This window comes from uncultured Caulobacter sp. (assembly GCF_937900395.1).
GTDB lineage: Bacteria > Pseudomonadota > Alphaproteobacteria > Caulobacterales > Caulobacteraceae > Caulobacter.
Map to the genome: position 1 here is coordinate 24,362 of NZ_CALCDX010000144.1, position 6,635 is coordinate 30,996.

Genomic DNA, 6,635 nt, shown 5'->3' on the forward strand with positions numbered 1-6,635 from the left:
CGCCCACAATTGATCGGTTTCGTGCGTTGATCCCTCAAACTTGGCAGGCGCGTCTCGGCGCACGGGAAAGGGAGACGTTTTCGATGGGAGCGGGACACGATCACGGCGCGAGCCAGGCCAATGGCCGCAGGCTCGCGATCGCCTTGGCGCTGACCTCGACGTTTCTGATCGCCGAGGTCGTCGCCGGCATCGCCTTCAACAGCTTGGCGCTGCTGTCGGACGCGGCGCACATGTTCACCGACGCCGCCGCCCTCGCCATCGCTCTGGCCGCCATCCGCGTCGGTCAGAAAAAGGCGACCGAGGAATTCACGTTCGGCTATCGGCGCTTTGAAATCCTCGCCGCGGCCTTCAACGCCATCCTGCTGTTCGGCGTGGCCATCTACGTGCTGGTCGAGGGCGTCAAGCGCATCGTCAATCCCGAGCCGGTCGGGTCGGTGGGGATGTTCATCGTCGCGGTGCTGGGCCTGGTCATCAACCTGGTCTCCATGCGCCTGCTCAGCAGCCACAAAGACAAGAGTCTCAACGTCAAGGGCGCCTATCTGGAGGTCTGGGCCGACATGCTCGGCTCGCTGGGCGTGATCGTCGGCGCCGTCGTCATCAAGTTCACGGGATGGCGCTTCGTCGACCCGATCGTCGCCATCGGCATCGGCCTCTGGGTGCTGCCGCGCACCTGGATCCTGCTGAAGGACACCTCCCGCATCCTGCTGGAAGGCGCCCCTCCGGGCATGGCCTTGGCCGGCGTGCGCAAGGCCATCACCGAGATGCTCGGCGTCGCCAGCGTCCATGAGCTGCACCTGTGGACCACCGGCGCCGACCAGGCCGTCTGCACCGTCCATGTCGTGCTGGCCGACGGGGCAGTGGGTGAGGATGTCCGCAAGGCCATCGCTGCGCGGCTGGAGACCGACTTCGACCTGCATCACGTCACGATCCAGACCGAGGTCGTGGAGTGCGCGGAGGAAGATCGGCACGCCTAGGCGGCCGGCTGAATGAGCGTAAGGCGCGTCCGCGTTCCGGGGCGCGCCAGGATTTTAGAGAGTGAGGTGACCCGTGGCCCAAGACGACCTGCACATCCTGAGGATCTATCTCGACGCCGAGGCGACCTTGAACGGCGTGGCCTATGACGCGGTGCTGATCGAGCGCGCCCGCGCCATGGACATCGCTGGCGCGGCGGTGCTGCGCATCGAGGAGGCCTTCGGCGAGGCGGTGCTGCATGGCGCCAAGGCCCGCGACCTGGCGCCTGAACAGCACCTGATCGTCGAGATGGTCGATACCCGGTCCAAGCTCGACGCTTTGGCCGCGACGCTCGAAGTGGCGGCCGATGTCGGTCTGGCGACCCTGGGCAAGGTCCAGGTCGTCGCCTATAGCGGCCACCGTCATCACAGCGCGCCGCCCGCCTGAGGCCGCGATCAAGCTAGCCCCGACCCGCAAGGGTCTATGTCGAGGAGCCGAAGATGACCGATCCAAAATCCCCGCTCAAGCCAGATCCCCAGCCCGCGCCGCCATCCGATCGTTCGCCCCCCGAAGAGGGCGGCATGATCGACGAGGGCGGCGTCTATCGCGGCAATGTCGAAGGCGTCGAAAGTGAAACCGAGACCCGCCGCGACGGCGGGATGATCGGCGAAGGCTAGGGCGCGCGGCACCAGGAGCGCCACCCGCGTTCGGGGACGCTCGGGTGCCATCCCGTCGCCGTCGGGGGACGACATGTATCCAGCTGACCTCAAATCCTTGACGGGCTTGCGCATCGTCGCGGCCGGATGGGTGCTCGTTTATCACTTCCGAAACCGGCTCGGCCTCGACCTCGAGCAGGTCGGCATGATCGACAAGGGCTACCTTGGGGTGGACCTGTTCTTCATCCTGTCGGGCTTCATCCTGTCCCACGTCTATGTGCGCGCCTGGGCGGAAGGTCGCTTCCCCTACAGCTCGTTTCTCTGGGCGCGCCTGGCGCGGCTCTATCCGGTCCACCTTCTGACTCTCGGCGCGACCATCATGCTGTGGGGGCTGGGGCGCTGGGCCGGCGCCCGGTTCGAGGCCGCGGCCTTCGATCCGGCCGCCATCCCCCAACATCTACTACTGGTCCACGCCTGGTGGGCGACGCCGACCGTGCAGTGGAATTTTCCCTCCTGGTCGATCTCGGCCGAGTGGTTCGCCTACCTGACTTTCCCCGCCTTCGCCCTGGCGTCGTTGACCCTGCGCCGACGTCCGATCGTGGCGGTCGTCCTGGCGGCAACCCTGTTCTTTTCGCTCGACGCCATCGTTCAGGCCTACGGCGGATCGCTGACCAGGCTGACCGCGCACGGCGGCGTGCTGCGGATCATCCCGTCCTTCGCCATGGGCGTGGCGCTCCATAGGCTCGGTTCGACCCGCGCGCCGCCCACGCTGGTGGCGCACACGGGCATGGGCGTCGCCGTGGTCTGGATCGTCGTGGCCGCGACGCTGGGCCTGGCCGATCGCTGGACCTGGCTGGGTCTGGCGGCGCTCATCTACTGCACCGCCGAGACGGCGAAGGCCGGGCGGGGCGGCGTCCTGGCCGGCGCCGCTGATGGTCTATCTGGGCGAGGTCTCCTACGCCGTCTACATGACCCACCTACCGGTCGACATCGCCTATTTCGAGCTGCTCGATCGCTTCGTGCGGCCGGTCGGCGGCTGGGCGTGGGTGGCCTGGGGCGGTGTCCTGGTCTTCTGCATGTTCGTCTCCGTTGCGGTCTATCATGGCGTGGAGCGTCCCGCGCGCGGCTGGCTACGCCGCCATGATCCGTTCGTCAGGCGGCCCGAGCCCCATCAGCCGGCCTGACGAGCGCGCCGTCCTTCTCGGTCCCGTCAAACAGGACGACGAACTCGCTGACCGTGGAGCCGCGGGTGATCGACACGTGCGCCACGAACGTTAGGGGCTCGCGGACCTTGGCGGTCGACTCCAGCCGACCGTTCCGTCGGTCGAAAACGAACCTCAGTCCAAGGCCGTCGGCGCGCAGCGTGGCGACGACGACTTGGTCGGCTTGGAGGCTTCCCAGGAGCGGGGTTACGCGGAAGTTCCAGGCCGCCCGGCGGCGAATGATCTCCAGCCGAATGGCCCCATTGTCGAGATAGATGCAATGGGGGTCTCCGCCATCGCCGTCGTGGTAGAGCGCCAGCACCCCCTCGAACCGGTGCATCCAGACCAAGATCAGTACCGCGACTAGGGCGATGAAAACCAACAGCACGGCGGCGGTCAGGGCTCAGGGGTGGGCGGCGGCATAGAGCGTCAGATCGTGGATCGGGGTCACGAGGCGTTGCTTCCGGCTAGTGACGGGTAGGACAGGAGGGGGCCGGCGCGCACCGACGCGCAGAGCCGCGGCATGCGGCCGATAGATTTCTGAGACATGGAATTCCTCGAACACGGAGGGCGCGGCCGTGGCCGCGCGGTCTAGGCGATGGATTCGAGATCGGGTTTGGGCGGACGGTCTTGCGGGTTGCTGGTCAGGCCCGTGCTGCGGTCGTTCGTCAGGTGGAACCGGACGACCATGGCGAGCGAGACCGTGGGTTCGATCGCATGGGCGGTCGACCCAAAGAGGGAGGGGCCATCGGCATGGTGCTGATGGGCGCCCGAGGCGGGCGATTCTGAGGTCTGGAGATCGGTCGGCGTCGACGGCGCCGAGACGCGATCGTCTGTCCTACCGACGGGGCGCTCCGGGTCCTCAGCGATCGTGGAGGGCGCGGCCCCGAAGAGGTCGGCGTCAAGATGGGTCCGGTCGACCGGCATCAGCAGGGCGAGCACCGCCATTAGCAGGGCGGCCATGGCCACCACCACCTGACGAAGCTGCCCTAACACGCCAACCCCCACGGTCCCCCGCTAGCTGCAATGCCGACACTCTTGCGCTTTCGGCCGATATCTTCAACGCTGCAGGCCGGTTGCGAGTGTGTTCAGCTATCCGTTTCGGACAGCGGTCCGGGCTGCCCGCGGGCTGAGGCCGTCTTTGACCCACTGCTTCACATAGTGGCTCCCGATATGGGCATTGGTCGGACCTGATGTCGATCCCAGCTTTCGGCCAGGGCGGGATACGCGAGACGTCCGGCACGTTCAGGAACGAGCGATTTAGGCTCCATCCCGCCGCCTGAGGCTGCCGCACCGCCCCGGCCCGATGACCCTTGAAGGTGTCGAGGGCTAAGTACTCTAGGCGGCGGCCCACTGGAGGTCAATTTCATCTAAAGCCGGCTAGATCGAGGTGAGGCGGGCTGTAGTACTCACCCGCAACACGCGCTGCAATTTTTCTGAATCGGTGGGCACGGAACGTCGCCGTAGGAGCAGTAGACGCAGCAGTCGCCCGGCTTGGGCTTCAGCACCGCGCCACAGCCTCGGCAGTCGTAGAAATACTGACAGGCGTCGGTAGGCATGGTCTCGGTGGCCTTGTGGCCGCATTGCGGACAGGTCAGGGTCGACTGAGGTTTGATCTGGACATCGCTCATCGGCGCGCATTCCGGATCAGGCCCAGGGCCCAAGGTTCGATGATCGGCTGCCAGAGCATGGCAAGGACGACGAGAAGGGTGGCCGCGCCCAACAGACCCACCTCCAGCCGCGAGGGGGCAGCGCAGGCGTTGTCGATCCGACACCTCCGCGCCCGTCGCCAGGTCAGGGCCCAGCCCGCGCCGATGGCGCCCAGCGCCAGAAGGGTGAGCCAAGCGCGCTGACCCGCGATCCAGCCAAGACCGCCCAAGCCCAGGCCCGCCAGCGCCAGGGACATCGGCAAAATGCAGCAAGCCGCCCAGGCCAGCACCGCACTGGCCGCCGCTGTCAGCGCGGTCCAGCTCAAGGCCGCCTCCGTCATGCGCCGGGGCGTTCCGTCGCCCGGTGTCCCAAGCCCGCGTCTTGTCATCACGCCATCACCTGCTGTTGCGATCCGCGCCAAGATGCCATCTGTAGCGACTACAGACTCAAGCCCTAATCGAAGACCGCGAACCATGGCTGGCCAGGCAATTCAGATCGGCGAACTTGCTCGTCGTACTGGCTGCAACATCGAGACGATCCGCTACTACGAGCAGATCGGCTTGATTTCCGCGCCCCTGCGCCGAGGACGCTACCGGACCTATGAGACCCGGGACGTCGAGCAGCTGAGCTTCGTGCGTAGAGCGCGGGAGCTGGGGTTCAAGTTGGATGAAGTCCGCGCCTTGCTGACCTTGGCGACCGATGAAGCCGCCGCCTGCGCCGAAGTTCGCGATCTGGCGGCGGCCCACCTTCATGACGTGCGTGCCCGGATCGCCGACCTTCGGCGGATGGAACGGGTCTTGGCGGACGCTGTGAAAGCGTGCGAGGCCGGGCAAGATCCAGGATGCCCGCTGATCCAGACGCTTGGCGCGAAGGCCGGCGGCGCGGGGCAAGACACGATCTCCGCCGCGCCATGGGCGAGACCCTGACCTTGGCGGGTGACAGGATCGGCGGACGCGAACATCGATCCGCGCCCGCCGGCCAAGCCGCTATCGCTTGCTGATCGCGGTCACCTCGCCCGCGCCGTCATGGAGCTTCAGGTCGAAGGCGACATGATCGCCGATCGCGACGCCGTCCAGCAGGGCCGGCGCAATCTTGAAGCCCATGGTCATGGCCGGCCAGCCGGCCTGGGGGATGGCTTCGTGGTCGAGGGTGATCGTGCCGGCGGCCTTGTCGATCGCCTTCACGACGCCGACGCCCTTGGCCATCTTGTCGGCCGGAGCCATGTCCATGCCGGCCATCGCGTTGCTCGCTGGAGCAGGAGTGGCGGCGGGAGCTGGAGCGGCGGGCGTCGCGGGCGCTTCGGCCTTGCGGCCGCAGGCGGCCAGGCTGGTCGTCGCTAGCAGGGCGGCCAGGGTCAGGGACAGGGTCTTCATCGGGTTAATCTCCTAGGCTGAAGTGGAAGCAGAAGCGGGGGGGCGGGCCTGGCGGCGGCGCAGCAGCAGGTAGCCGGCCGGGATCACGAACATCGACAGCAGCGGCGCGGTGAGCATGCCGCCGATCATCGGGGCGGCGATGCGGCTCATCACTTCGGAACCCGCGCCATGACCCCAGAGGATCGGCGCCAGACCCGCCAGGATCACGGCCACGGTCATGGCCTTGGGCCGCACCCGCAGCAGGGCGCCTTCTCGTACGGCGGCCTCGACCTGGTCGGGCGTGGGGTTGGGACCCAGGGCGTCCATGGCGTGCTTGAGATAGATCAGCATCACCACCCCGAACTCGGCCGAGACCCCGGCCAGGGCGATGAACCCGACGCCCGTTGCCACCGACTGGTGGAAGCCGGCCAGATAGAGCGTCCAGATCCCGCCGGTCAGGGCGAAGGGCAGCGTCGCCATGATCAGTCCCGCCTCGTCGAAGCGACGGAAGATCACGTAGAGCAGGACGAAGATGATCAGCAGGGTGGCCGGCACGACGATCTTCAGCCGGTCGGCGGCCCGCTGCAGATATTCGAACTGCCCCGAATAGGAGAGGCTGACGCCGGGCGAGAGCCGCACCTTCTGGCTCACGGCCTGGCGAAGATCGCCGACGACCGAGGCCAGGTCGCGGCCGCGCACGTCGACATAGACCCAGGTGGTCGGCCGGCCGTTCTCGCTCTTGAGCATCGGCGGCCCGTCGGCGATCTGGACCTGCGCCACCGTGCCCAGGGTGATCTGGGCGCCGCCCGGGGTGAGGATCGGCA

The 6,635-nt window shown here is 67.3% G+C and carries 11 protein-coding genes; 5 read left to right on the plus strand and 6 right to left on the minus strand.

The genetic code is table 11. The features are described from left to right. The first annotated feature begins 83 nt into the window (after nucleotides 1–83). From Q0379_RS11795 to Q0379_RS11810, 4 genes are all read left to right on the plus strand, one after another. The gene (locus Q0379_RS11795; protein WP_062099725.1) at nucleotides 84–974 is read left to right on the plus strand and encodes a cation diffusion facilitator family transporter; all 891 of its coding nucleotides are present in this window, start codon (nucleotides 84–86) and stop codon (nucleotides 972–974) included. A gap of 73 nt (nucleotides 975–1,047) precedes the next feature. Beyond that, nucleotides 1,048–1,398, plus strand: a complete 351-nt coding sequence (locus Q0379_RS11800) for a DUF190 domain-containing protein (RefSeq protein WP_062099724.1) — start codon at nucleotides 1,048–1,050, stop codon at nucleotides 1,396–1,398. Between the two features lie 53 nt (nucleotides 1,399–1,451). After that, nucleotides 1,452–1,628, plus strand: a complete 177-nt coding sequence (locus tag Q0379_RS11805) for a hypothetical protein (RefSeq protein WP_156447825.1) — start codon at nucleotides 1,452–1,454, stop codon at nucleotides 1,626–1,628. A 73-nt stretch (nucleotides 1,629–1,701) separates the two neighbouring features. Beyond that, on the plus strand, nucleotides 1,702–2,751 hold the full coding sequence (locus Q0379_RS11810; RefSeq protein ID WP_062099723.1) for an acyltransferase: 1,050 nt from the start codon (nucleotides 1,702–1,704) through the stop codon (nucleotides 2,749–2,751). 8 nt (nucleotides 2,752–2,759) lie between these two features. Here the strand turns inward: Q0379_RS11810 and Q0379_RS11815 are convergent, their stop codons facing one another. The 4 genes from Q0379_RS11815 to Q0379_RS11830 all read right to left on the minus strand — a co-directional run bounded on the left by Q0379_RS11815 (nucleotide 2,760) and on the right by Q0379_RS11830 (nucleotide 4,784). Continuing rightward, the gene (locus Q0379_RS11815; protein WP_062099722.1) at nucleotides 2,760–3,197 is read right to left on the minus strand and encodes a FimV family protein; all 438 of its coding nucleotides are present in this window, start codon (nucleotides 3,195–3,197) and stop codon (nucleotides 2,760–2,762) included. 203 nt (nucleotides 3,198–3,400) lie between these two features. After that, nucleotides 3,401–3,805 (minus strand): hypothetical protein, encoded by a 405-nt coding sequence (locus Q0379_RS11820; RefSeq protein WP_137803452.1) that lies wholly within the window; start codon nucleotides 3,803–3,805, stop codon nucleotides 3,401–3,403. Nucleotides 3,806–4,218: 413 nt separating this feature from the next. After that, entirely contained in the window at nucleotides 4,219–4,440 is a 222-nt protein-coding gene (locus Q0379_RS11825; protein ID WP_082749784.1) for a GDCCVxC domain-containing (seleno)protein, read from the minus strand. Then, nucleotides 4,437–4,784, minus strand: a complete 348-nt coding sequence (locus Q0379_RS11830) for an MFS transporter permease (protein ID WP_231737590.1) — start codon at nucleotides 4,782–4,784, stop codon at nucleotides 4,437–4,439. Before Q0379_RS11830 ends, Q0379_RS11825 begins: the two co-directional genes overlap by 4 nt. Before the next feature lie 148 nt (nucleotides 4,785–4,932). Between Q0379_RS11830 and Q0379_RS11835 the strand changes: the two genes are divergently transcribed. After that, nucleotides 4,933–5,385 (plus strand): helix-turn-helix domain-containing protein, encoded by a 453-nt coding sequence (locus tag Q0379_RS11835; RefSeq protein WP_299008725.1) that lies wholly within the window; start codon nucleotides 4,933–4,935, stop codon nucleotides 5,383–5,385. Nucleotides 5,386–5,445: 60 nt separating this feature from the next. Here the strand turns inward: Q0379_RS11835 and Q0379_RS11840 are convergent, their stop codons facing one another. Further along, entirely contained in the window at nucleotides 5,446–5,832 is a 387-nt protein-coding gene (locus Q0379_RS11840; RefSeq protein ID WP_062099718.1) for a copper-binding protein, read from the minus strand. 12 nt (nucleotides 5,833–5,844) lie between these two features. Continuing rightward, nucleotides 5,845–6,635 (minus strand): efflux RND transporter permease subunit (locus tag Q0379_RS11845; RefSeq protein WP_299008728.1); only part of this gene is annotated, 791 nt, incomplete at its 5' end.

Excerpts from the sequence above, each read along its gene's own strand:
- Q0379_RS11805 (WP_156447825.1), top strand. The coding sequence starts at position 1,452 with ATGACCGATCCAAAATCCCCGCTCAAGCCAGATCCCCAGCCCGCGCCG.
- Q0379_RS11810 (WP_062099723.1), top strand. The coding sequence starts at position 1,702 with ATGTATCCAGCTGACCTCAAATCCTTGACGGGCTTGCGCATCGTCGCG.
- Q0379_RS11835 (WP_299008725.1), top strand. The coding sequence starts at position 4,933 with ATGGCTGGCCAGGCAATTCAGATCGGCGAACTTGCTCGTCGTACTGGC.
- Q0379_RS11795 (WP_062099725.1), top strand. The coding sequence starts at position 84 with ATGGGAGCGGGACACGATCACGGCGCGAGCCAGGCCAATGGCCGCAGG.
- Q0379_RS11825 (WP_082749784.1), bottom strand. The coding sequence starts at position 4,440 with ATGAGCGATGTCCAGATCAAACCTCAGTCGACCCTGACCTGTCCGCAA.
- Q0379_RS11840 (WP_062099718.1), bottom strand. The coding sequence starts at position 5,832 with ATGAAGACCCTGTCCCTGACCCTGGCCGCCCTGCTAGCGACGACCAGC.